Source organism: Cognatishimia sp., from assembly GCF_049116455.1.
GTDB lineage: Bacteria > Pseudomonadota > Alphaproteobacteria > Rhodobacterales > Rhodobacteraceae > Cognatishimia.
In genome coordinates this window covers 622,785-645,714 of sequence record NZ_JAGDYW010000005.1, presented here as the reverse complement: position 1 = coordinate 645,714, position 22,930 = coordinate 622,785, and the positions used below count along the sequence as shown (strand labels likewise).

The 22,930-nt window shown below is 54.4% G+C and carries 17 protein-coding genes; 12 read left to right on the top strand and 5 right to left on the bottom strand.

From position 1 onward, the window contains the following. Window positions 1-283: 283 nt before the first annotated feature. Entirely contained in the window at window positions 284-1,219 is a 936-nt protein-coding gene (locus JXQ85_RS15080; RefSeq protein WP_421749773.1) for a hypothetical protein, read from the bottom strand. A 33-nt stretch (window positions 1,220-1,252) separates the two neighbouring features. After that, window positions 1,253-1,837, bottom strand: a complete 585-nt coding sequence (locus JXQ85_RS15075) for a TetR/AcrR family transcriptional regulator (protein WP_421749772.1) — start codon at window positions 1,835-1,837, stop codon at window positions 1,253-1,255. Window positions 1,838-1,953: 116 nt separating this feature from the next. Between JXQ85_RS15075 and dnaE the strand changes: the two genes are divergently transcribed. Next, entirely contained in the window at window positions 1,954-5,472 is a 3,519-nt protein-coding gene (gene dnaE, locus JXQ85_RS15070) for a DNA polymerase III subunit alpha (protein ID WP_421749771.1), read from the top strand. Window positions 5,473-5,850: 378 nt separating this feature from the next. Here dnaE and JXQ85_RS15065 read toward each other — a convergent pair whose 3' ends face one another. Beyond that, window positions 5,851-6,045 carry a SlyX family protein gene (locus JXQ85_RS15065; RefSeq protein WP_421749770.1) on the bottom strand — a complete coding sequence of 65 codons (195 nt, stop codon included), beginning with the start codon at window positions 6,043-6,045 and terminating at the stop codon, window positions 5,851-5,853. A 195-nt stretch (window positions 6,046-6,240) separates the two neighbouring features. Between JXQ85_RS15065 and hisS the strand changes: the two genes are divergently transcribed. Genes hisS through hisG form a run of 3 tightly spaced genes read left to right on the top strand, consistent with a single transcriptional unit; the run spans window position 6,241 to window position 9,511 of the window. After that, window positions 6,241-7,737 carry a histidine--tRNA ligase gene (gene hisS / locus JXQ85_RS15060; RefSeq protein ID WP_421749769.1) on the top strand — a complete coding sequence of 499 codons (1,497 nt, stop codon included), beginning with the start codon at window positions 6,241-6,243 and terminating at the stop codon, window positions 7,735-7,737. Beyond that, a complete protein-coding gene (locus JXQ85_RS15055; protein WP_421749768.1) occupies window positions 7,737-8,822 on the top strand; it encodes an ATP phosphoribosyltransferase regulatory subunit in 1,086 nt (361 codons plus the stop codon). The genes hisS and JXQ85_RS15055 overlap by 1 nt, the downstream gene beginning before the upstream one ends. Then, on the top strand, window positions 8,819-9,511 hold the full coding sequence (gene hisG, locus JXQ85_RS15050; protein WP_421749767.1) for an ATP phosphoribosyltransferase: 693 nt from the start codon (window positions 8,819-8,821) through the stop codon (window positions 9,509-9,511). Before JXQ85_RS15055 ends, hisG begins: the two co-directional genes overlap by 4 nt. Window positions 9,512-9,648: 137 nt before the next feature. Here hisG and JXQ85_RS15045 read toward each other — a convergent pair whose 3' ends face one another. After that, entirely contained in the window at window positions 9,649-11,400 is a 1,752-nt protein-coding gene (locus tag JXQ85_RS15045) for a trypsin-like peptidase domain-containing protein (RefSeq protein ID WP_421749766.1), read from the bottom strand. Window positions 11,401-11,552: 152 nt separating this feature from the next. Here JXQ85_RS15045 and JXQ85_RS15040 point away from each other — a divergent pair, with 152 nt between their 5' ends. From JXQ85_RS15040 to glmM, 8 genes are all read left to right on the top strand, one after another. After that, window positions 11,553-12,497, top strand: a complete 945-nt coding sequence (locus JXQ85_RS15040) for a glycine--tRNA ligase subunit alpha (protein ID WP_421749765.1) — start codon at window positions 11,553-11,555, stop codon at window positions 12,495-12,497. Beyond that, window positions 12,494-13,021 (top strand): DUF6446 family protein, encoded by a 528-nt coding sequence (locus tag JXQ85_RS15035; protein ID WP_421749764.1) that lies wholly within the window; start codon window positions 12,494-12,496, stop codon window positions 13,019-13,021. Before JXQ85_RS15040 ends, JXQ85_RS15035 begins: the two co-directional genes overlap by 4 nt. A gap of 2 nt (window positions 13,022-13,023) precedes the next feature. Continuing rightward, entirely contained in the window at window positions 13,024-15,096 is a 2,073-nt protein-coding gene (gene glyS, locus JXQ85_RS15030) for a glycine--tRNA ligase subunit beta (RefSeq protein ID WP_421749763.1), read from the top strand. Between the two features lie 147 nt (window positions 15,097-15,243). Further along, entirely contained in the window at window positions 15,244-17,799 is a 2,556-nt protein-coding gene (ppdK, locus tag JXQ85_RS15025) for a pyruvate, phosphate dikinase (RefSeq protein WP_421749762.1), read from the top strand. A 198-nt stretch (window positions 17,800-17,997) separates the two neighbouring features. Further along, the gene (locus JXQ85_RS15020; RefSeq protein WP_421749761.1) at window positions 17,998-18,597 is read left to right on the top strand and encodes a cell wall hydrolase; all 600 of its coding nucleotides are present in this window, start codon (window positions 17,998-18,000) and stop codon (window positions 18,595-18,597) included. A gap of 79 nt (window positions 18,598-18,676) precedes the next feature. After that, window positions 18,677-19,600 (top strand): dihydroneopterin aldolase, encoded by a 924-nt coding sequence (locus JXQ85_RS15015; protein WP_421749760.1) that lies wholly within the window; start codon window positions 18,677-18,679, stop codon window positions 19,598-19,600. 39 nt (window positions 19,601-19,639) lie between these two features. Beyond that, on the top strand, window positions 19,640-20,659 hold the full coding sequence (gene folP / locus JXQ85_RS15010; protein WP_421749759.1) for a dihydropteroate synthase: 1,020 nt from the start codon (window positions 19,640-19,642) through the stop codon (window positions 20,657-20,659). Continuing rightward, the gene (gene glmM, locus JXQ85_RS15005) at window positions 20,649-21,995 is read left to right on the top strand and encodes a phosphoglucosamine mutase (protein ID WP_421749758.1); all 1,347 of its coding nucleotides are present in this window, start codon (window positions 20,649-20,651) and stop codon (window positions 21,993-21,995) included. Before folP ends, glmM begins: the two co-directional genes overlap by 11 nt. On the opposite strand, the gene JXQ85_RS15000 is transcribed toward glmM, so the two are convergent. Then, on the bottom strand, window positions 21,992-22,894 hold the full coding sequence (locus JXQ85_RS15000; RefSeq protein WP_421749757.1) for a DMT family transporter: 903 nt from the start codon (window positions 22,892-22,894) through the stop codon (window positions 21,992-21,994). The genes glmM and JXQ85_RS15000 overlap by 4 nt on opposite strands. Window positions 22,895-22,930: the final 36 nt, after the last annotated feature.

Sequence of the window (22,930 nt, the reverse complement as noted above, 5' to 3'; positions counted from 1 at the left end):
GTTTCTTCGATGCGACGTAGAAAAAACGCGGCTCCCCATTGTTCTTGTTTTGAAAGGATAGGGAGCGAAAATACCCTCTGGCAAGGAAAACTTGGGTAAGAATTCAGCAGTCGATAATTGAGGGCCTAAATAATAGGCGCGGCGTGATGTGGGGCAAGCGACTGTTCACAAAAGGTAAATTGTTGATCTATTGGTAAATTTTGAAAGACTTGATGGTCCCCTCGGTTTCGATCCAACCAAAAATAAGGTTTTCCGATGACCAAAGGGACCCAGTTATTTCGTCTTACTGTTTCGGGCGGAAGGGCTCCAGAACTTCGACATTCACGGATTTTACGCGTGCAAAGCGCTCTGTCACATCATTATCAACAACCCAAGTATGTTGGGTTTTTGCGATAAGTTCAGTGCCGTCTGGCAAGAGGCCTGCCCAGTCAAAAACCATAACGGTCTGCCAATCACCGCCTTCGATTTCTGCGACGGTCAGATCCTTGACGATATGAGTGCTTGCAGCGACTTGGCTACCTGGGCCCGCCAGCCATGCTGCGAGGCCATCGTAATCCTGGATCAGACCAGAAGAGAAATTGATCTCTGGGTTTGCCGCCAGAATTTCTTTGAACCCTTCGGGGTCACGTACAGGATTTTCGATGATGGTCAACCAGCGATGCACCAGGCTGCGTACACGATTTTCAGGGTAGGCATCATGATAGGTTTCAGAGGCGCTTTGTGCGTTGTTCGTAATCTGTACCGATGTGATTTTTGGCAAAGCAGCGGACCCATCATCGTAGGTGACAGCGTAAGACAGGTCTGCACGGCTAATCACACCATCGGCAGCGGCGCCGATGTTTTGATAGGTTACGTTGGCAGCCAAAGACACCGCGCCATCTACAGTGATTGTCACATCAACGCTGTTGATTTTATGGCTGTTCTGCCATGTCGCCGGCAGGCTTTCCACACGCGCTTTATATTCGCCGATACCGTTGGCTTCGCCGAGTGAAGACTGCACATGAACATCGTCGGCCAGTATGTCGAGCGCATTTTCTAGCCCGCCCTGTGGACGTTCGTAAAACTGGAACCAGCGATAAAACTGCGCGAGCGCGGCATTGGCTTTGTAGCCGTCTTTGATGTCTTGAGCGGTCATTTCGGCAATCGCAGTTGTTGCGGACAGCATCGTGGCGCCAGACAGGGCCATGACAGACAGGTGTTTTAGGATAGACTTTGGCATAGGAGCTCCGAGGAGATAATAATGAGTTTGAGCTCATTTATCATTCAGAGCAACCGAACGCCAACACAATCCTTGAATTTCCGCGATAAGCTCCGAATCCTGCCGAGAGTCGCTAAGGGCTGCGCGTCGTGCGGAGTGGATCAGTGGCGATAAAAGCATCGTGGCAATGGCGAAAGGGGATGCTTGTTTCAATGTGCCATCCTCAAGGCCTGCATTTATCAACTTGAACAGTTCGGCGTCGATTTGCATGACTGTTTGCTGATCTTCGGCGGTCAAAATCGAGGCATTTGCGACAGCTTCCAGCAGGATCACATCTTGTGCTTGCTCTAGGAAATGATCCGAAAAGCTATTGAGGGCACTGCGAATTTTCCGCTCAGAACTTGTTTCATGGGTCGCGGCGTTAAGCATCTTGTCGCTTAAATCTCGTTTCAGTCGAAGGTAAGCATCGCAGTAAATTGCATCTTTATTTTTGTAATAGCGATAAAGCGTCCCGACTGAGAGACCCGCGCGCTGTGCGATCCTGTTCACAGAGGCAGAGGCCAGTCCGTATTCCGCCAGCTCTTCTTGGGCGGCGCGACGCAGTTGAGCGCCTTTATCTCCGGTTTTTGTCCGTGCCAAATGGATGCCCCTTGTTGCTAACCATCTTGTTGAAGACCCTGGCTGATATCTTGCGGATAGCAGATTGCCGCAGAAGTGTCATTCCATCAGGCGGCCCACTGCGTTAGCTTGCTGCCATGAGCAGCCAAGCCCGATTCATTCACCTCCGCGTCCATTCCGAATATTCCCTTCTTGAAGGGGCCGTTCGGGTTAAGAAACTTCCCGGTATTTGCGCCGACATGGACATGCCAGCGGTGGCGATCACCGATACGAACAATATGTTCGCGGCACTGGAGTTCTCCGTGACCTCTAAGGGCGCAGGCATTCAACCGATCATTGGCTGTCAGGTCGATCTGCACATGCCTCATGATGATCCAACCGGACGAACAGCCCCGCCGCCGCCCGCACCGATTGTGCTGCTCAGTCAGCGCGAAGAGGGTTATGAGAACCTGATGAAACTCAGCTCGTGCCTTTATGTGGCGCGTCCTGAGGAAGTGCCTCAGATCACCATGGAAGAGCTGCGCAAGCACTCCGCTGGTTTGATTTGCTTAACCGGAGGGCCAGACGGCCCCATGGGCCGCCTTTTGCGTCAGGGGCAACGCCCTGCGGCTGAGGCCATGATGGCTGAATTTAAAGATATCTTTGCGGATCGTCTGTATGTCGAATTGCAGCGCCATCCGGGCGAAGACGGCAAACCTGAGGCGGAACGCCTGTCCGAACGTGGCTTTGTGGAAATGGCCTACGCGATGGACATTCCGTTGGTTGCCACCAACGACGTCTATTTCCCTAAGACTGATATGTATGAGGCCCATGACGCGCTAATCTGCGTTGCGGAAGGGGCTTATGTGGATCAGGCAGACGGGCGGCGGCAACTGACGGCGCAGCACTATCTGAAGTCTCCGCAGGAGATGATCACGCTCTTTGCTGATCTTCCAGAAGCGATTGAGAACACGGTGGAAATCGCGCAGCGTTGTGCCTTTGGAGCTTATCTGCGCGATCCGATCCTGCCGAAGTTCGCCGACGATGAGGTCGCTGAATTGCGCCGGATTGCGAATGAGGGGTTGCAGTATCGCCTCTCGCGTATCCCGCACGCGGTGAGTGTCGAAGAATACCAAGAACGGCTCGATTTCGAGCTCGGGATTATCGAGGGTATGGGATTCCCGGGGTACTTCCTGATCGTTGCGGACTTTATCAAATGGAGCAAAGACCAAGGCATTCCAGTGGGGCCGGGACGTGGGTCTGGTGCGGGCAGCCTTGTTGCATATGCATTGTTGATCACTGACCTTGATCCACTGCGCTATTCGCTGCTGTTTGAGCGGTTCCTAAACCCAGAACGGGTTTCGATGCCCGACTTTGACATCGACTTCTGCATGGATCGTCGTGAAGAGGTGATCAAATACGTTCAGGATAAATATGGTCGCGACAAGGTGGGGCAAATCATCACCTTTGGTGCGCTTTTGTCCAAGGCGGCCGTACGCGACTTGGGACGTGTTTTACAAATGCCCTACGGGCAAGTGGATCGCCTGTCCAAGATGATCCCGGTCGAAGGCGTGAAGCCGGTGTCCATCGAAAAGGCCCTTAAGGACGAGCCGCGACTGCGGGATGAGGCCAAGGCGGAACCCGTTGTGGATCGGCTCTTGAACTACGGCATGCAGGTCGAAGGTCTGCTGCGGAACGCCTCGACCCACGCGGCGGGTGTTGTGATTGGCGACCGGCCTTTGGATGCGTTGGTGCCACTCTACCAAGATCCACGCTCTGACATGCCCGCCACCCAGTTCAACATGAAATGGGTAGAACAAGCGGGGCTTGTGAAGTTTGACTTTCTGGGTCTGAAAACTCTCACAGTTGTGCAGAATGCCGTGAACCTGATCAATGGCGAAGGGCGCGACATTCACACCAAGGCTGATGGCTCCACGCTGTATGATCCGCCGGAAGGTGCGGTGAATGAAATCAACGCCATCCCGCTGGATGATGACGCGACCTATAAGCTTTATGCCTCGGCCAAAACGGTCGCTGTGTTCCAAGTTGAATCCACCGGTATGATGGATGCGCTGAAGCGCATGAAGCCGACCTGTATCGAAGATATCGTTGCGCTTGTGGCGCTTTATCGTCCAGGCCCGATGGAGAATATTCCGACCTATTGTGAGGTCAAAAACGGCGTCAAAGAAATTGAATCCGTTCACCCGCTGATCGACCATATCCTTGCCGAAACGCAGGGCATCATCGTTTATCAGGAACAGGTTATGCAGATTGCGCAGGTCATGGCGGGTTACAGCCTTGGCGGTGCGGACTTGTTGCGTCGTGCGATGGGTAAAAAGATCAAAGAAGCGATGGATGCTGAGCGTCCAAAGTTTGAAAAAGGTGCTGCGGAGAATGGCGTGCCTGCCAAGAAGGCGTCAGAAGTCTTTGACCTTCTAGAGAAATTCGCGAACTACGGCTTTAACAAATCCCACGCGGCGGCCTATGCGGTGGTGTCCTATTACACGGCATGGCTGAAAGCAAACCATCCCGTCGAGTTCATGGGCGGTGTCATGAACTGCGATATCCATCTGACGGATAAGCTGGCGGTCTATTTTGAGGAGGTGAAGAAACACCTCAAACTGCCTTACATCCCGCCTTGTGTGAACCGGTCGGAGGCGACCTTTACCGTGCGCGATCAGCATCTTGTCTATGCGCTGGGCGCGTTGAAAAACGTGGGTGTTGAGGCGATGACTTTGGTGACAGAGGGGCGCAAAGTGGATGGCGTGGACAAGCCATTTGCCACGCTCTTTGATTTCGCACGACGTGTGAACCTGAAGAAAGTTGGAAAACGTCCGCTTGAGATGCTGGCGCGGTCCGGGGCTTTTGATCAGCTTGATAAAAACCGCCGCAAAGTCTTTGAAAGCCTTGAGGGTCTGGTAAATTATTCCGCTGCGATCCATGAGCAGAAAGAAAGCAATCAGGTGTCTTTGTTTGGTGAGGCAGGCGACGACTTACCTGAGCCTCGCCTGAGCAAATCAGCAGATTGGTTGCCGGCTGAGAAGCTTGACGAAGAAGCCCGCGCGATTGGGTTCTTCCTGTCTGGCCACCCGCTGGAAGACTACATGCCTGCGCTGAAGCGCAAGAAAATCCTAACGCTGGATGAGTTGACGGATAAGGCGCGCTCAGGGCCGTGCATTGCCAAGCTGGCGGGGCGGGTGTCTGGCCGCCAGGAACGTAAATCAGCGCGCGGCAACCGCTTCGCCTTTGCGCAGCTCTCTGATCCGACCGGTGCTTATGAAATTACAATTTTCTCTGAAACCTTAGAAAAGTGCCGCGAGCATTTGGAAACAGGTTCAAAGGTTGTTGTAACCGTTGAGGCCAATATGGAGGCTGATCAACTTAAACTGCTGGCGAAATCCATCGGGCCGATTGATACGATTGTCGCGGATGCTGGCTCTGCTGGGTTGCGAATATTTGTAGAAAATTCAGAGGCCATCGCCAATATCGCAGGCGTTCTGGATGGCGCGCGTCAGGCCGTGAAAAACGGCCCGCGTGGCCCCGTGATGTTCAACCTGTTGGACACGGATTTACCGGGTGAGGTGGAGATCGATGTGGGAGTCGAGTTCCCAGTCAATCCGCAAATCAAGGGGGCGATTAAGTCATTGCCAGGTGTGATGGCGGTTGAAGATTTTTAGGCCGCTAGTCTTCTTTCCGCCAAAATACCATTCGCGTTTGATCTGCCGAAATATATGAATTGCGCTTTGGTGCCACTTTTGTTTTTACGCGGATTGCGCAATTCGCAAGTTCACTCAGTTCGCTTCGTATATCCTCTAAGAAAATCGACATTGCGTCCACGATGTCTTGCGCTTCTTCTACGTCGGATTCCGAGTGCTTTTCGAGTATTACCTCGACAAGCCAATGGTCTTTCTGAAAATGTAGCACTACCGCTTTGAAGTTATTTGAAATACTTCCTAACAGCGATTGATTGAGCATCAATACATGCCAGTTCCAATCGAAGATGCTAGGTTGCGAATTCACAGTTAAAACACCTGTTTTGTGAGTTCAATTACACTTCAATAGTGTGGAGGACGCTCATCGCCGATGACAACCCCACCACCGCCAGCTGCTTCGCGATCCGCTTCCCGCTCTAAAAGCATCCCAACACGGCGTTGCAGCAGGGCGATGTCCGTATCCTGACGGGCGACTACGTCTGAAAGCTCTTCGACGGTTTTCGTCAGGTGGGCGATTTGTTCTTCGAGTTTGTCCATATCCTTGGCCTAGGCCCAGATTGCAGGCGGGTCAAGACAGAGGCGTTGCCCCTTTGGCGCAAAACGCCCTTCACCCCAGAGTATTTTTGCAAAGGTGAAACGGTGAGGCGAAGGCTTCGGGTTGCTTGCAGAGGTGGGCTGGGGTAAGTGCGAGCCACGTTTATTTACCACCCAATTGCTAGGGAAACACAAGCGATGGCCAAAGTGAAAAAAGCCCCGCGCCCTAAGGCGGTCACGCCGAAGGGATTTCGCGATTATTTCGGTTCTGACGTTTCAGAGCGCACCGAAATGCTGCATCAAATTGCAGGGGTCTATCATCGCTATGGTTTTGAAGCCTTGGAAAGCGCCGCGGTTGAGACTGTGGAAGCGCTTGGGAAGTTCCTGCCGGATGTGGATCGTCCAAATGAAGGCGTCTTTGCGTGGCAAGAGGCCGACGAAGATGGCAACGGCGATTGGATGGCTCTGCGCTATGATCTGACCGCCCCTTTGGCGCGGGTTTATGCGCAGCACCGCAATGATTTGCCAACGCCGTATCGCCGTTTTGCGATGGGGCCTGTCTGGCGCAATGAAAAGCCGGGGCCGGGACGGTATCGTCAGTTTTATCAATGTGATGCGGACACTGTAGGCACAGCCAGCATGGCCGCAGACGCTGAAATCTGCGCGATGCTGTCTGATACATTAGAAACCGTGGGCATTCCGCGCGGCGATTATCTGGTGCGCGTGAACAACCGCAAGGTTTTGAATGGCGTGTTGGAAGCCATGGGGCTGGGTGAAGACCAAGCGGCCAAGGACAATGTGTTGCGCACCATCGATAAGTTCGACAAAGTTGGCGCAAGCGGCGTGCGTGAATTGCTGGGCAAGGGGCGTTTGGATGCGTCTGGCGCTTATATTGACGGCGTCGGCCTATCTGACGATCAGGCCGAGCCTGTGATCGCGTTTTTGACATCGAAAGCGGATGATGTTGCCAAGACCTTTGCCAACCTGCGTGATGCGGTCGGTGCTTCTCAGGTGGGTGCTGAAGGTATTGCAGAGCTCGAGCAAATCGGTGATTTGCTGTCGGCGGGTGGCTATGGTGCGGATCGGATCGAGATTGATCCTTCCGTGGTTCGCGGCTTGGGCTATTATACTGGTCCAGTGTTTGAAGCTGAACTGACTTTTGAAATCTTTGATGAAAAAGGTCGCAAACGTCAGTTCGGGTCAGTGTCTGGCGGCGGGCGCTACGATGATCTGGTGAAACGCTTCACCGGTCAGGCCGTGCCTGCGACGGGTGTGTCGATTGGTGTGGATCGCCTCTTGGCAGCACTGCGCGAAAAAGGCCGCATTGGTTCTGTCGCGCAAGGGCCTGTTGTTGTGACCGTCATGGATCGCGACCGTATGGCAGATTATCAGGCCATGGTTGCTGAACTGCGTAACGCGGGCATCCGGGCCGAAGTTTACCTGGGCAACCCCAAGAACTTTGGCAACCAGTTAAAATATGCCGACAAACGCCAGTCTCCGATCGCTGTCATTGAAGGCGGTGACGAGAAAGCCAACGGCGTCATCCAGATCAAAGACCTGATCCTGGGTGCGAAGATCGCGGAAAGCGCTACGTTGGAAGAGTGGAAAGAACGCCCAAGCCAATTTGAAGTGCCACGCGGTGATCTGGTCGCCAAGGTGCGCGAGATTCTCGCCAGCCAAGAAGGGCAGGGCTGATGCCACAGAATGCATTGATCCGAGCACGCGCTGCCGAGTTGCGCGCGCGCTTTGAAGAGGCCGGGGCAACGGTCGCTGAGACATCGGTTTTGCAGCCTGCTGAGGTACTCTTGGACCTCTATGGCGAAGAGATCCGTGCCCGTGCCTATGTGACCAGCGACAGTTTGTTGGGCGAGCAAATGCTGCGTCCTGACTTCACCGTGCCGGTTGTGCAGATGCATATGGAACACGGGGCGGAGCCCGCGCGCTATACCTATTCCGGCGAAGTGTTCCGCCGTCAGGAAGAAGACTCGCGCCGTTCAAATGAATTCACGCAAGTGGGTTACGAGGTCTTTGATCGTGAAGATCCTGCGGCGGCTGATGCTGAGGTCTTTTGTTTGATCAAGGAAACACTCGGCCATTTGGACCTGCGTGCTTCAACTGGGGACATTGGTCTGTTGATGGCTGCTGTACAGGGGCTTGAGACAACCGAGCGCCGCAAGGCTGCTTTGATGCGCCATATCTGGCGGCCACGCCGGTTTCGTGCGCTTTTGGATCGCTATTCCGGTCGCGTGCCGGTGCCTGCGTCTCGCGAAGCTCTATTGGCGCAGGACGAACCGTTGCAGTCTGGCGTACCCTTCATCGGGCTGCGCTCTCCGGTAGAGGTCTCAGACCGCATTGAAGCCCTGCGTGAAGATGTTGGTGCTATGCCAATTTCAAGCGGGCAGGTTGAACTGCTGGACGCGCTACTGGATGTGCGGGAAACCCTGCCGTTCGCGTTAGAACAGCTGCGCGATATTGCGGTGGATATGCCGGCGATCACGGATGCGCTGTTTAGTTTACGTGAACGGATTGATGCGCTGGATGCCAAAGGTGTCGATGTGGCTTCGATTGATTTCGAAGGCAGCTATGGGCGCACCAATATGGAATATTACGACGGCTTCGTTTTTGGCTTCTTGGCTGAGGGTCGTCATGACCTTCCTGCCGTCGCAACCGGTGGCCGTTATGATGCGTTGACGCGCGTCTTAGGCAAAGGCAAAGAAATTCCAGCCGTGGGTGCGGTTATCCGTCCCGAAGTGGTGCTGGAACTGGAGGCGGGCCAATGACAATCAAATTGGGTGTGCCGTCCAAAGGCCGTTTGATGGAAAAGACCTTTGACTGGTTTGGTGCGCGGGGCGTGAGCTTGTCGCGGACCGGATCAGACCGAGAATATTCCGGTAAGGTTGAAGGCATCGAAGGTGTGGAGCTTGTGCTGCTGAGTGCGGGCGAAATTCCTCGTGAACTCAAAGCAGGCCGTATTCATCTTGGCGTGACTGGCACTGATCTGGTTCAGGAAAAGCTGGAGCTTTGGGAGCAACAGGTCGAGACTCTTGCAGAGCTCGGGTTCGGCGGGGCTGACTTGATCATTGCCGTGCCTCAATGCTGGGTGGATGTGAATCTGCTTGAAGATCTGGACGCAGCGGCTGCGGCTTTCCGTAAGGAACATGGCTTCCGTTTGCGCATAGCAACCAAATTCCACCGTCTGGTACGTGAGTTCCTGCGCGAGCATGGGGTTGCGGATTATCAACTGGTGGACAGTCAGGGCGCGACTGAAGGGACCGTGAAGAATATGACGGCGGAAGCTGTGGCAGACATCACGTCGTCCGGTGATACCCTGCGCGCCAACCATTTGAAAATCCTTGAAGATGGGTTGATCCTGAAATCTCAGGCGACGCTTTTTAGGTCGCGCAAGGCGAAGATGTCTCAGGAACAGAAGGCGACGCTAAACGAGCTGCTTAATCAGCTTTCGCTGTAATTATCGATAAATAAACTTATGGAAGCCCTGCCTTCGTGTAGGGCTTTTTTGTGTTGTACCAATTGAGATGGTTGAATAGCCAAGAAAAAACCCGCCTCAAATGAGCGGGTTTTTGATGATTTACGCTGTGTCTTGATTTACCAGCAGCTGACCAACACAGTGACCTCTCCGGCCAAGGTCGTCAGGTCTTCTGGCGCGATATTGCCATTTGCTAATTTGCCATCCGTTTCAATGCCTTCATCATTTAGGATGGCACGGATCACACTGCCGCTGGCCGCAAAGCTAACGTCTGGGGGCAGTTGACGATTGGTGCCAGCTGGGGCTGGCAACAACATGCCAACCACTGAGCCACCTGCATCAAAAACCGGGCCACCTGCATCACCCGGAAGAGGGGCAAGAGCGAGACGGGTAAGCTCTTTTTCACCCTGAAGGCCGCGTAGGTCCGCAAGCGTGCCGTAGGTCACTGTTGGTGCGCCTAGAACGCCTTCAAAAGAATATCCCGCAACTGCGATTTCGGATTTCAGCCGCGGAGTGGTTTCTGCGAAGCTGGCAACAGCCATCGGGGCCAGGCCTGACGCAGGACGCAGAACCGCAACGCCAAGCTGTTCATTTACACCCACCAATTCGGCATCAATTTCGCCATCTAGTGTGATGCGCTGGCAGCTGCCAACGACTTCGGCAGTGGTGACAACAGTGCCTTTGTCATTGATGTAGAACCCTGACCGAGACAGCTTCGGACGGCGAATTTCCAAACCGGACAACAGATCCAGATCCTGCAGCGCCTCTGCGCCAATGGCTGGGTCCATCACGCCGTCGATACGTGTGAAAGATTTGCGCATTTCGCTTAGTACACGGCGGCGACGTTCTTCGTCTCCTGCCGGCCAAACCAAGGTAAAGCCTTTGATCTCGCCATTCTTTAGGCTGACCTCTGTGTGGCTGATGCGGGTGGCATCTTCACCAACCAGTACAAAGTCATTCTTACGACGCTCGCGTGGGCCTTCCAGCGGAACCAGTTCCAGCGTTTGCATGATGTCATACAGACCAAACAGAGTGGACTGATCACCTTCTTGGCTGATCAAAACAACCTGTGCGTCGATATCGCCCGTCGGCGCAAAGCTCACAAAGGGGTATTCGGCAGAGGATTTGCTGACCACACCCATCGGCACCAGCATCTCGATACCGGCTTCAAGGCTGGTGAAGGCCTGAAGGTCCAGCCCATTCAGCACCGCATTATATTGCCCCTGCAACTCAGCGCGTTGTGCTGTTGTCAGAACACCAGTTGTTTCGTGGTTATTTGCGGCCTGCCATGCAGACATGGACGCGCGGGTGCCACGGCCAAAAGAGCCATCAATGGCGCTGTTGTAAAACCCAGCCCATTGCAGCCAGATTTGCAGCTCTTTCTTTTCGTCTCGGGAAAGGCGCGCTTCGCTTGCGCGGGCCTCGCGTGGGGATTCATCCGGCACAACAACTTCAGCCACAACTGGTACTGATGCTTCAGGGATCTCAACGCTTGGCGTGTTCGGTGCCGCTTCAACTGGATCCAAACGTGCGTTCAGCAGGTTTGCACCAACAGGCCAGAATTGGCTGCGGAAGCTTGAAGAAAAGGCGATATAGCTGTCGCGCGGGATCAATCCGTCACGGCGATAGCCACGCAAAACCGTTTCCGCATCTTCACGTGTGTAAGGTCCAAGGGCGATGCCATACCAGCCTCCACCCAATGCAAACCCATTCACATCCTCAAGGCGCGAGGCATAGTCGCGAATAACGGTATTGGCTTGAGAAAGGCTAGATTGCGCTTCGATCTGGACCCAGACCACTTCTTCCTGCGCGATGGCCGGACGGCTTAACAGAAAAACCGTGCAGAGAATTGACAAAAACAGACGCGACATCGTGACTTAGGCCCTTTGATCGTAATGAATTCTTAATTGTTGGCCCTTTTACCGGTTTTGCAGGTTTATGCACCTTTAATTTGCGTTCGAGCGCAATTGACCCGCCGGTCTGTTGCGCATAGGTACAACGCGCGTTTGAAAAGGGCAGAGCCATGGCAGAAACTGACAGTAATTCGGGTAGCAAACCGCGCTCCTTCCAGGAGATCATTCTTCGCCTCCAGAATTACTGGGCTGGCAAGGGCTGCGCGATCCTGCAACCCTACGACATGGAAGTCGGGGCAGGGACGTTCCACCCGGCGACGACTCTGCGCTCTTTGGGTGAAAAACCTTGGGCTGCGGCCTATGTGCAACCCTCCCGTCGTCCAACAGATGGACGCTACGGTGAGAACCCAAACCGCTTGCAGCACTACTACCAGTATCAGGTGCTGATCAAACCAAGCCCACCAGATTTGCAGGCTTTGTATCTTGGCTCTTTGGAAGCCATCGGCATCGATATGGAGATGCACGATATCCGTTTTGTCGAAGATGACTGGGAAAGCCCGACACTGGGTGCTTGGGGCCTTGGCTGGGAAGTCTGGTGTGACGGTATGGAAGTCAGCCAGTTCACCTATTTCCAACAGGTTGGTGGCCATGACTGCCACCCGGTGTCTGGCGAGCTGACCTATGGTCTGGAGCGTCTGGCGATGTATGTTCTGGGCGTGGATCATGTAATGGACATGCCGTTTAACGATCCTCAGTCCCCGATTGCGCTGACCTATGGTGATGTTTTCAAACAGACCGAGGAAGAATACGCGCGTTGGAATTTTGATGTGGCGAACACTGAAGTGCTGTTGCGCCATTTTGAAGAGGCAGAAGCGGAATGCGAGGCGATCCTTGCACAAGAACACGTTGATCCAAAAACTGGCAAAACCATCATCATGGCGCACCCGGCTTATGACCAGTGCATCAAAGCCAGCCACATCTTCAACTTGCTCGATGCGCGTGGCGTAATCTCTGTAACCGAACGCCAAGCTTACATTGGCCGCGTCCGCGCGTTGGCGAAACAATGTGCAGATGCCTTTGTGCAAACCCGCGCCGCCACCGGAGAAGCCGCGTGACCGGTAAAATCCTTGCAGGAGTGCTTGTCTTGTCAGCCATCGCGATGGGGATCGGCCTTTGGTACACCCAAATCTACGCCTTCTATGAACCGGTGAGTGCGACCGGGTCTGATGATGTGCAGATGACTTTGCTGGCCACTGGCGAGCCGGAAGTTGTGCTTTATGAAGACTTCGAAGCCATTGACGCAGATAGCTCCCCGATCCGCTATCGCGCGTGTTTCACGACAGCGATGTCGCTGCCCTTGATGACGGAAACCTACCAGCCGGTTGAAAAAGCAACGCCTTTGAATGCGCCGGGCTGGTTTGATTGTTTCAACGCTGCCGAAATCGGTGCTGCTTTGCAAAGCGGTGATGCGCTCGCCTTTATGGGTACTGAGAACATCGCATATGGGATCGACCGGATTGTCGCAGTCCTGCCCGATGGCCGGGGTTTTGCCTGGCACGAAATTAACGAATGCGGAAAGCTTGCCTTTGATGGCGAAGACCTGCCCGCCACCTGTCCGCCCAAACCGGAAGGCCAATAATAATGCCTGATCTGCTGATTGAACTCTTTTCCGAAGAAATCCCTGCGCGTATGCAAGCCCGCGCGGCGGAAGACTTGAAAAAGCGCGTGACCGATGGGCTGGTGGCCGCGGGTCTGACCTATGCGCATGCTTCAAGCTTCTCGACCCCGCGGCGTCTGACCCTCGCGCTTGAGGGCATGCTCGCTGAAAGCCCAACCGTGCGCGAAGAACGCAAAGGTCCAAAAGTGGGCGCACCTGAGAAAGCCATCGAAGGCTTCCTGCGCGGCGCTGGCCTGACCATGGATCAGTTGGAAGAGCGCCGCACACCAAAGGGTGCTGTTTACTTCGCATTGATCGAAAAGCCGGGCCGCCCGGCGGCAGAGATTGTTGCTGAAGTTCTGGAAGATACGATCCGCAACTTCCCATGGCCAAAATCCATGCGCTGGGGCGCAGGTGCGTTGCGCTGGGTACGCCCGCTCCATTCCATTCTTTGCATCATGTCTGATGAGGCTGGCACAACCGTTGTGCCTATGGATGTCGATGGCATCACATCTGGCGACACCACCGAAGGCCACCGTTTCATGGGGGCGGGGCGCTTTGCCGTCACGGGTTTTGAAGACTACGCGGCAAAACTAAAACGCGACCATGTGATCCTGTCCTCGAGCGAACGCGCCGAGGCGATTTGGGCCGACGCTCAGAATATGGCGTTTGCGCAGGGCCTCGAAGTTGTGGATGATAAAGGCCTTTTGGCTGAAGTCGCAGGTTTGGTTGAGTGGCCGGTCACTCTGATGGGCGACATTGCGGATGACTTCCTTAATCTGCCACCCGAGGTGCTGCAGACCTCGATGAAAGAACATCAGAAGTTCTTCTCTGTGAAAAACCCAAGGACAGGCCGTATCGAGAAGTTCATTACGGTTGCGAACCGTGAAACCAAAGACAATGGCGCAACCATCTTGGCAGGGAACCAAAAGGTTCTCTTCGCGCGCCTGTCGGATGCGAAATTCTTCTGGGAAAACGATGTGCGCACCGCGAAGGCGGGCGCGTCTGAGTGGGTCGAGAAGCTCACCAATGTGACCTTCCACAATAAGCTTGGCTCGCAAGCCGAACGTATTGATCGCATTGGGGCGCTGGCGCGCGAGATCGCGCCGTTTGTGGGTGCTGATGCCGATTTGGCAGAGAAAGCCGCGCGTTGGGCCAAGGCCGATCTGTCCTCGGAAATGGTCTATGAATTCCCGGAACTGCAGGGTCTAATGGGCCGCTATTATGCGGAATTCGCGGGTCATCCTACGGAAGTGGCCGCGGCTGCAACCGAGCATTATTCACCACTGGGTCCATCCGATGATGTTCCAACTGCACCGGTGTCGGTGGCTGTTGCGCTGGCGGATAAGCTGGACCTCCTGACAGGTTTCTGGGCGATTGATGAAAAGCCAACTGGATCGAAAGACCCGTTTGCGCTGCGCCGTGCGGCATTGGGTGTTATCCGCCTCATTTTGCAAAACAATATAAGTATGCGTTTACTTAACGTATTTACAATGCATGCTGAGAATGGTTCGAGTTTTGAACAGAAATCCAATGACCTCCTCTCCTTCTTCCACGACCGCCTCAAAGTTTTCCTGCGCGACCAAGGCATCCGTCATGATGTAATCGACGCCTGCATCGCGATGGACGGCAACGACGACATCGCGCTGCTGGTCAATCGTGCCAAAGCCCTGCAAGCCTTCCTGTCGACAGAAGATGGCGAGAACCTGCTTCAAGGTTTCAAACGCGCCAACAACATCCTCAGCCAAGCTGAAGAAAAAGATGGCGTTGAGTACTCTTACGGTGCTGACCTGAAATACGCTGAAGATGATAGCGAAAAGGCACTCTTTGCGGCGCTCGACAAGTTCGAAGCCCCCATCGCCGAAGCCATCCGTGGCGAAGATTTCGCGGCGGCCATGACTGGCCTCGCAGGTCTACGCGCGCCAATCGATGCCTTCTTTGAAGCCGTTCAGGTCAACAGCGACAACGACGTTGTGCGCCGCAATCGCCTGAACCTGCTGGCGCGTATCCGCAAACTCTGCGCCTCTGTCGCAGATCTAACCAAGGTTGAGGGCTAAACGCAGCCTTCCGCTTTCATCTTTCCAAAAATACTCAAAAGGCCGGATTTTCACTGAAAATCCGGCTTCTTCAGTTCCGAGCAACGCCACGTTCATTGCAAAAGCTTTTCCTTGCCTCTTTTTTTGGCAGGGCTATGCTGCAGCTCCATGGAGGATGCCGCAGTGCAGAATAATAGCCCAGATATCACCCTCGTGACACCTGACGCGCCGATCGCTGTGCGCACCCATGGAGGGCGCGCGAAATGCCTGCAGCGTCTTGTGCGACTTGATCTACCAGTGCCCACGACGGTCGCGTTGTCCTTTGATACCGTTCATCGGCTGGCAGGGGGCGAAGCCCCCGATGTGTCTCTGTTGATGCAACCTTTTGCTGATGATCTTTTGCTGTGTATCCGTCCAAGTTCGGAAGATCCTGACTGGGGCGGTCCCGGCGCCATTCTGAACATCGGTATCAATGATGCACGCCACGCGGATCTTGTGAAATCAATTGGCAAAGTTGCGGCCGATGAAATCTATCTGCGCTTCATTCAGGCCTATTCTGAACATGTCGCGCGGCTAGATCCAGACATGTTTGATGACATCGATATGTCCAGCCCAAAGGCTGTCGCAGACGCCTTGGAAACATATGAAGACGAGGCCGAAGAACCTTTCCCGCAGGATGTCTCTAAGCAATTGCTGGGTGTTTTGCGTTCAATGGCGCGGGCTTGGGAAGGCACCTCTGCGCGGCTTTTGCGGATGGCAAAAGGTGCCCCGGCTGATGCTGGCCTCGGGTTGGTGGTTCAGGCTATGGCGCTTGGGCTTGGTAAAGGCGAAAGTGGATCGGGCGTTCTGCAATTGGTGGACGGTCAATCTGGCCTACCTGTGGTCAAAGGGCGGTATCTCAGCCAGTCACAGGGGCGGGATGCGCTGGAGGCTGGCGCAAAATCGCTTTTCCTCACCAAAGACGAGCGTGGACCGTCCCTGCAGGATAAACTGCCTGCTTCCTTTGACGCCTTGTTGGAGCATGCAAATTTGATGCGCAGGCGATTGCGCGAAGAAATGCAGATGGAATTCACCATTGAAAATGGTGATGTTCACATCCTGGACGGTGTCCGCATTCAGCGCAGTGCGCGCGCGGCGGTGCGTATTGCAGTGGCGCTGGCCGAAGAAGGCATCATCAGCCACGAAGAAGCGCTGATGCGCGTAGAACCACGCGCCCTAAACGAGCTTCTACACCGCCAAGTAGACCCAGCCGCCAAGCGCGATGTCATTGGGTCCGGCGTCGCAGCAAGCCCAGGTGCGGCCAGTGGTAAAGTTGTCTTCACCGAAGCTGCAGCTCAGGCTTCCGCAGCGCGTGGCGAGGCTTGTATTCTGGTGCGCCGTGAAACAAGCCCCGAAGACGTGCGTGGCATGCATGCTGCAGCTGCCGTTCTAACAGAGCGCGGTGGCGTCACGAGCCATGCCGCTGTGATCGCACGTGGCCTAGGTTTGCCCTGTGTTGTGGGCGCCAACAATTTGCGGTTTCAATCCAAAACCAAGCAGCTGACATCCGGGGACGGCCGCGTCTTTAAGGAAGGTGACATTCTCACCATCGATGGCACCAATGGCGAGGTTCTTTCTGGTGAACCCGCTATGCTTGAGGCCACTTTGGATGAATCCTTCCAGAACCTCATGATCTGGGCGGATGATGTGCGTGACATTGATGTGCGCGCCAATGCGGATACGCCCGCTGACGCTCAAACCGCGCATAACTTTAAGGCCCAGGGCATCGGTCTGTGTCGAACCGAGCATATGTTCTTTGATGAAGATCGTCTGACCGTCATGCGCGAGATGATTTTTGCAGATGATCCAGAGGATCGGCGTACAGCTGTTGAGCGACTTTTGCCAATCCAGCGCGCTGATTTCGTCGATCTGTTCCGCATCATGGCAGATAAGCCTGTCTGCATCCGATTGTTCGATCCGCCTTTGCACGAATTCCTCCCGGGTAACCGTGCGGGTATGCGCGATTTGGCTGAGGCGTTAAGTCTACCCTTGTCTCACGTTGAACGTCGGATTGAAGCATTGAGTGAATATAACCCGATGCTGGGTATGCGTGGCGTGCGACTTGGGATCACCATTCCAGAAATTTATGAGATGCAGGCGCGCGCCATCTTTGAGGCGACCCTTGATGCCTCCAAAGATGGCCATTCAGTTGTGCCGGAAATCATGATCCCTCTGGTGAGTGCCAAGCGTGAAGTGGAATTGGTCAAAACTCGGATTGATGCGGTCGCTGCAGCAGTGCGCACCGAACGTGGCGCTGATTTTGATTTCCGTTTGGGTGTGATGGTGGAAACACCGCGGGCGGCTTTGCGCGCCGAAGATATCGCGCCACACTGTGATTTCTTCAGCTTTGGGACCAACGATTTGACCCAAATGACCTATGGGTTGTCACGCGATGATGCCGGGCGGTTTATGTCTGCCTATGTGCAGCAAGGTGTCTATCCTGAAGATCCGTTCCATACGTTGGATGCCGAGGGCGTCGGCGAACTATTGCAATTGGGTGCTGAACGGGGGCGCAAGGCCCAGCCAAACCTGACATTGTCGGTTTGTGGTGAGCACGGCGGCAGCCCCGAATCAATCGCTTTTTGCCGAAAAGTGGGCATCGACTATGTATCTTGCTCGCCTTTCCGGGTGCCTGTTGCGCGGTTAGCCGCCGCTCAATTCACCATAAAAGACAAGATCGGGTAGCCTACTGTCACATATCCGCAGCATCTTGGTCTTAAAATTGCCAGATTCTGCAGTTGCACGGTTTTTCTAGACGTCAAGCGCAAAATTCGCTATTTCCGCCCGAATATTTCACCGGGTCGGGGGACCGGTATCACCGTTTGCGAGGCTGCCATGCGCACGTTAGCTACACTGATGATCGCCACCTTCGGGGTGGCTATAATGACGACCCAACCTGTTTCCGCAGGGGCCACAACCGATCCTGTTCAAGAAGTCATCGCTTTTGAAGGCGAACAAGTGGCCGCTTTGGATGGGCAGAAGATCAAAGATCTGTTCACACGTAAGAAGAACGTAAAGCCGGTTCAGATTGAACGCTCCCGCGCTTGGGTTGATGCCCAGCCTTCCGTGAAAGGTGACGAGCAATGGGCATGTCTGGCGCAGGCTCTGTATTTTGAAGCGCGCGGCGAAAGCGTACGTGGCCAATTTGCAGTTGCCGAAGTGATCCTCAATCGCGTGGACAGTGCGAAATTCCCAAATACGCCATGTAAGGTGATCCACCAGGGCACCGGTCGTAAATTCGCGTGCCAGTTCACATTCACCTGTGACGGTCATCCGGAAACGATCCGCGAACAGGCTGCTTATGCCCGCGTTGGCAAAATCGCAAAAATGATGCTCGATGGTGCGCCGCGCGATCTGACCGATAATGCGACCTACTATCACACCAAAGCTGTGAACCCACGTTGGGCGCGCACCTTTGCGCGCACAACTACAATTGGTGTGCACCATTTCTACCGCCCTCACGTGCGGGTCTCTCAAAACTAAGACAACGCCCTACATATCTGGCATTGGCTGATGGGCGCTGTTATAGCGGCTCGGACGAGTTCCGAGCCGGAGTAGCGCTGTGACCAACAAGACCACACCCAAAGACACTACATCTGCTTTTGCGCATCCTGAATTTCGTGCGGCGTCTATGCCGCTAGAAGGGGTGCATGATCGTTTGTCATTGCGCGATCATGTTGTCGACGTCGAAATTGGCGCCTTTCAAGCTGAACGGGATATGACCCAACGTGTGTCATTTGATGTGGTTGTGGAAGTTGCCGCACCTGAGGCGGACCTTGAAGACGATGTCGACCGTATTCTGTCTTATGATCGCCTAACTTGGGCGATTGAGGCCGAACTGGCCGCACAACGGCTGAACCTTTTGGAAACCCTTGCTGAGGGCATAGCTGACCGAATTTTACTGGAACCTCAGGCCCTGCGTGTATTCGTGCGCATTCAGAAGCTCGATAAGGGCAATGGCAAGCTGGGTGTCGAAGTTGTGCGAGTGCCTAGTGATGCCAAACAGGCCGCAAATCAAAAGAACAGCAATAAAACTAATCCGACTGTTGTCTTTATAAACGAACAGGCGCGGAAAGATGCTGGACTGCAAGGCTTTCTCACTGATTTGAAGGCGAACCCCTTGGTGCTCGCTCTTGATCGCCCAGAGTCGCGCCCTGCGACGGATGATATGGCGGCACAACGTCAGATCGATTTGTTGGCGATCGAGCAATCCGCTTGGCAATTGGTAGCGACACTAGAGGCTGTATCTGTAGCGGCCACGCGCACAGAACTCGATTGGGCCATGAAAACAGGTCAGACCTGCATTTGGGCGCCTGCGAAGCTGGTTAATGATGCAGTAGAAGCGCCTGAAGGCTCTGCCGGGGAGCTCGCCATCTGGTTCGCGCAGGAATGGGGGGCTGATAAGATCATTGATGTCGGCGGAACCTTGCCCGAAACTGACACAATTGAAGTTCAGACTGTAACACTCGCTCACAGCGCTAGCTGAAAGCTTGCCAAGCTCATTTAGATCACTCATTCACTGATTATGACGACTTATTATCGCGCAATTCCGCAATCAGATGCCGCCCGTCCAGAAGAGGCTTTGAGCCTCGCTGGCGGTTGGTCATGGTTCACTCATGTCGAAATCCTGTCCCGCACAGAGACCCCAAAGATTTTGCCTGCAAGGGATATTCCTGCGGAGGCTTTGCAGCGTATCGTTTCTGACCGTTCCGAGGTTGCAGGGCTTTCCATGTCAAAGCCTCAGATCATGGGGATTTTGAATGTAACGCCGGATAGTTTTTCCGATGGCGGACAATTCAATGCGCCTGATCAAGCGATTGCGCGCACAAAGGCGATGATTGCCGAAGGGGCAAGCATTGTTGATATCGGCGGCGAGTCGACACGGCCTGGCTCAGGCTATGTGGAAATCAATGAAGAGATCGCGCGCACGGCACCGGTCATCGCCGCGGTCGCGCCTGAAATCGATGCGCCGATCAGTATTGATACGCGCAAAGCGCCAGTGGCGGCGGCTGCCTTGGATGCTGGGGCTGCGTTAATCAACGATGTGTCTGGCTTCACCTTTGATGCTGAACTCGCGCCGCTTGCAGCGAAATCGTCCGCCCCGGTTTGTGTCATGCATGCGCAGGGCGATCCCGCAACGATGCAGGATGATCCGGCCTATGACGACGTGTTGTTGGATGTTTATGACTTTTTGGAAGCCCAAGTGTGCCAGCTTGAGGCACTTGGCCTAAAACGCGATCAGATCGTTGTCGATCCGGGGATCGGGTTTGGCAAAACAATGGATCATAACCTCGCGCTCATGGCGCGTATTAGTTTGTTTCACAGTCTGGGATGTCCAATCCTATTAGGGGTCTCGCGGAAATCTCTGATCGCTCATGTCGCAGGGGTAAGCGATGTGTCGGAACGACTTCCGGGGTCGCTGGCGCTGGCACTAGCAGGCGTACAGCACGGTGTTCAATTTTTAAGGGTGCATGATGTGGCAGAGACCCATCAGGCGCTGAAATTATGGTTTTGTAGTATCTCTGGAGTAAACAATGTCGCGTAAGTATTTTGGCACCGATGGTGTGCGCGGAACGGCCAACCAATATCCAATGACCGCTGATATGGCGTTGAAACTGGGTGCTGCCGTTGGACGGTATTTCCGTAATGATGGTGACAATCAGCACCGTGTTGTGATTGGCAAAGACACGCGTCTCTCAGGCTATATGTTTGAAAGTGCGCTGACGGCGGGCCTGACGTCTACCGGCATGAATGTTCTGCTGTTGGGTCCAATTCCCACGCCTGCTGTTGGCATGCTGACCAAATCCATGCGGGCCGATCTTGGCGTGATGATCTCGGCCAGCCACAACCCGGCGATCGACAACGGGATTAAGTTTTTTGGACCTGATGGTTTCAAACTGTCAGACGAGGCTGAACTTGAAATCGAAAGCATGGTTCTTGAGGGTGTAGAGCCCGTGCAACCGCAAAATATTGGCCGCGCTAAGCGGGTTGACGATGGTCGGTTCCGCTATATCGAGCGTGTGAAAAATTCCTTGCCAAAAGGTCTCCCTTTCAAAGGTCTTAAGGTGGTTGTCGATTGCGCAAATGGCGCAGCTCATAAAGCCGCTCCTGAAGCACTTTGGGAATTGGGCGCTGAGGTCATTTCGATAGGTGTTAATCCTAATGGTCTGAATATCAACGAAAACTGCGGCTCGACCCATACCCAGACTGCCGCCGAGGCTGTTGTGGCCCATGGCGCAGATGTTGGTATTTCGCTTGATGGCGATGCTGACCGCGTCATGGTGATTGACGAAAAGGGCAATGTGGCTGATGGCGACCAATTGATGGCCTTGCTGGCCTGCCGTTGGGCAGAGGCAGGTAAGCTTTCTGGCGGCGCTTTGGTGGCAACAGTCATGTCCAATCTTGGCCTTGAGCGTCATCTTGAAAGCAAAGGCCTGCATCTGGAACGCACGGCAGTTGGTGACCGCTATGTGGTTGAACGGATGCGCAAGGGCGGTTTCAACTTAGGTGGTGAGCAATCCGGCCATATTGTTATGACCGACTATGCCACAACCGGCGATGGTCTGATGGCGGGGCTGCAATTCCTCGCGGCCATGGTTGAAAGTGGAAAGACCGCTTCTGAGCTTTCAAAGACCTTCGAAACTGTGCCGCAGCTTTTGAAAAATGTCCGTTACGGGGCAGGGCAATTGCCGTTGGATGAGTCCTCGGTGAAATCTGTTATCGCTGATGCAGAAGGCCGCCTGACCGGCAAAGGCCGGCTATTGATCCGCAAGTCAGGCACCGAGCCTTTGATCCGTGTGATGGCGGAATGTGAAGATGAGACGCTTTTGACCGAGGTGGTCGATGGGATTGTTGCCGAAGTGGCCGCGGTTGCGGGTTAAAGCCCTTTCAGGAGCTTCCGCAGGCTGTTCCATTGGCTGATGGCCAGGCCAATCAACACCAAAGCCAGAGCGATAAAGAAACGGAAGGGCAGATGTTCTGACAGGACAACTGCCCCGAAGACCATGGACCAAATTGGAACTTGATAGTTCACCAAGGTCATAAAGACAGATCCCGCACTGCGGATCACCTGGATACGCAGCAATGTGGCGGCTGCGGTTGGTACCAATCCCAAAAACAAAATGGCATAGCCTGAACCGGATCCCGACCATTCCGGCACACCATCGATCAGCAGCGTTGGCGGTACCAAAGCGATTGCTCCAACAATCAAGGTCATGGTGGAAAGCGTTAGCGGATCGGCAGGTGGGCATTGTCGCGTCAGCACGGACGAAACCGCGTAACATAGAGCAGCCGAGATGCAGGCGATCTGAGCAATGGGTTCTGCACCTTGTCCGAGCTGCGCGAGGCCTGGACCAATCAGGATCAAAGCTCCGCTAAATCCCACCAAAACCGCAATGAGCTTGCGCAAGATCAGTTTTTCATCGCTGAAAAAATGCGCAAGTGGCAAGATGAACAGCGGCACCGAGGCCATTGAAACACCGGCAAAAGCAGACGGCACGTGCTGCATCCCCCAGCTCAAAAGCAAAAAGGGCAACGCTGTGGAAAATAGACCAATCAGGATGGTGCTGCGCAAAAGCGCTCCGCTGAGCCGCTCGAACTTCCGACCAGTTAAGATCATCAAAGCATAAAGCCCGATAGCCCCAAGCAGGGTGCGTGCGCACGCGACGGTCAAAGGCGGGTAATCTTCCAGAGCAATCGCGATCACCATGAAAGTGCCGCCCCAGACCAAGCCAAGCAGGGCGATAGAGGTCCAATCTTTGAATGTTGGCTGCGCGACCATAATCATACCTTTGAAATGCAAACGGGGGCCCGTGCA